1 protein-coding gene is annotated in these 642 nt (G+C 65.6%); it reads right to left on the bottom strand.

Annotation, left to right across the window (positions count from 1 at the left end; genetic code table 11):
- The coding region (locus ACX4ZE_RS22960) for an acyltransferase domain-containing protein (RefSeq protein ID WP_480275544.1) at positions 1–629 on the bottom strand (629 nt) is incomplete at its 3' end.
- Positions 630–642 lie beyond the last annotated feature (13 nt).

The following is a 642-nucleotide window of genomic DNA, read 5'->3' as shown; positions in this document are numbered from 1 at the left end:
TAGGTGGGTAGGGCGATTGGGCGTGTTGTGGTGGTGTCGAGTGCCTTGGTCCAGTCGACGGGTATTCCGTGTACCCACCCTTCGCCGAGTGCGCGTAGCAGACGATGCGCGCCGCCTTCGCCGCGGCGCAGGGTGTGTAGTGCGGTGACGGGAGTGTCGGTGGCCGCCGCGATGTCCTCGATACTCGCCGCGAGCACCGGATGCGGACTGATCTCCAGGAACGCGGTATGACCGAGCTCGACCAAAGCCTCGACCGCGGGCGCGAAAGCGACCGTCCGGCGCAGATTCCGGTACCAGTAGCCTGCGTCCAACTCAGCGGTGTCCACCCAGTCGCCATCGACCGTGGAGTAGAAAGGTACCTCCCCACCGACCGGCAGGATACCGGCCAACGCCGCATGCAGATCCGCACGAATCTGTTCGACATGCACCGAATGCGAGGCATAGTCGACATCGATACGCCGCGCCCAGATGTCTTCAGCGGCACACCGGTCGAGCAACTCACTCAACGCGTCGTCATCACCCGCCACCGCGGTCGCCGCGGGCCCGTTGATCGCCGCCACCGAGATCCGGCCCGCCCAATCAGCGATCAACTCTGTGGCATCCTCGGCCGAACACGCGATCGAGGCCATCCCACCACCACCG

This window comes from Nocardia sp. TBRC8007 (assembly GCF_056629435.1).
The sequence above is the reverse complement of the archived record's forward strand: the minus strand, read 5'-3'. Positions and strand labels throughout refer to the sequence as shown.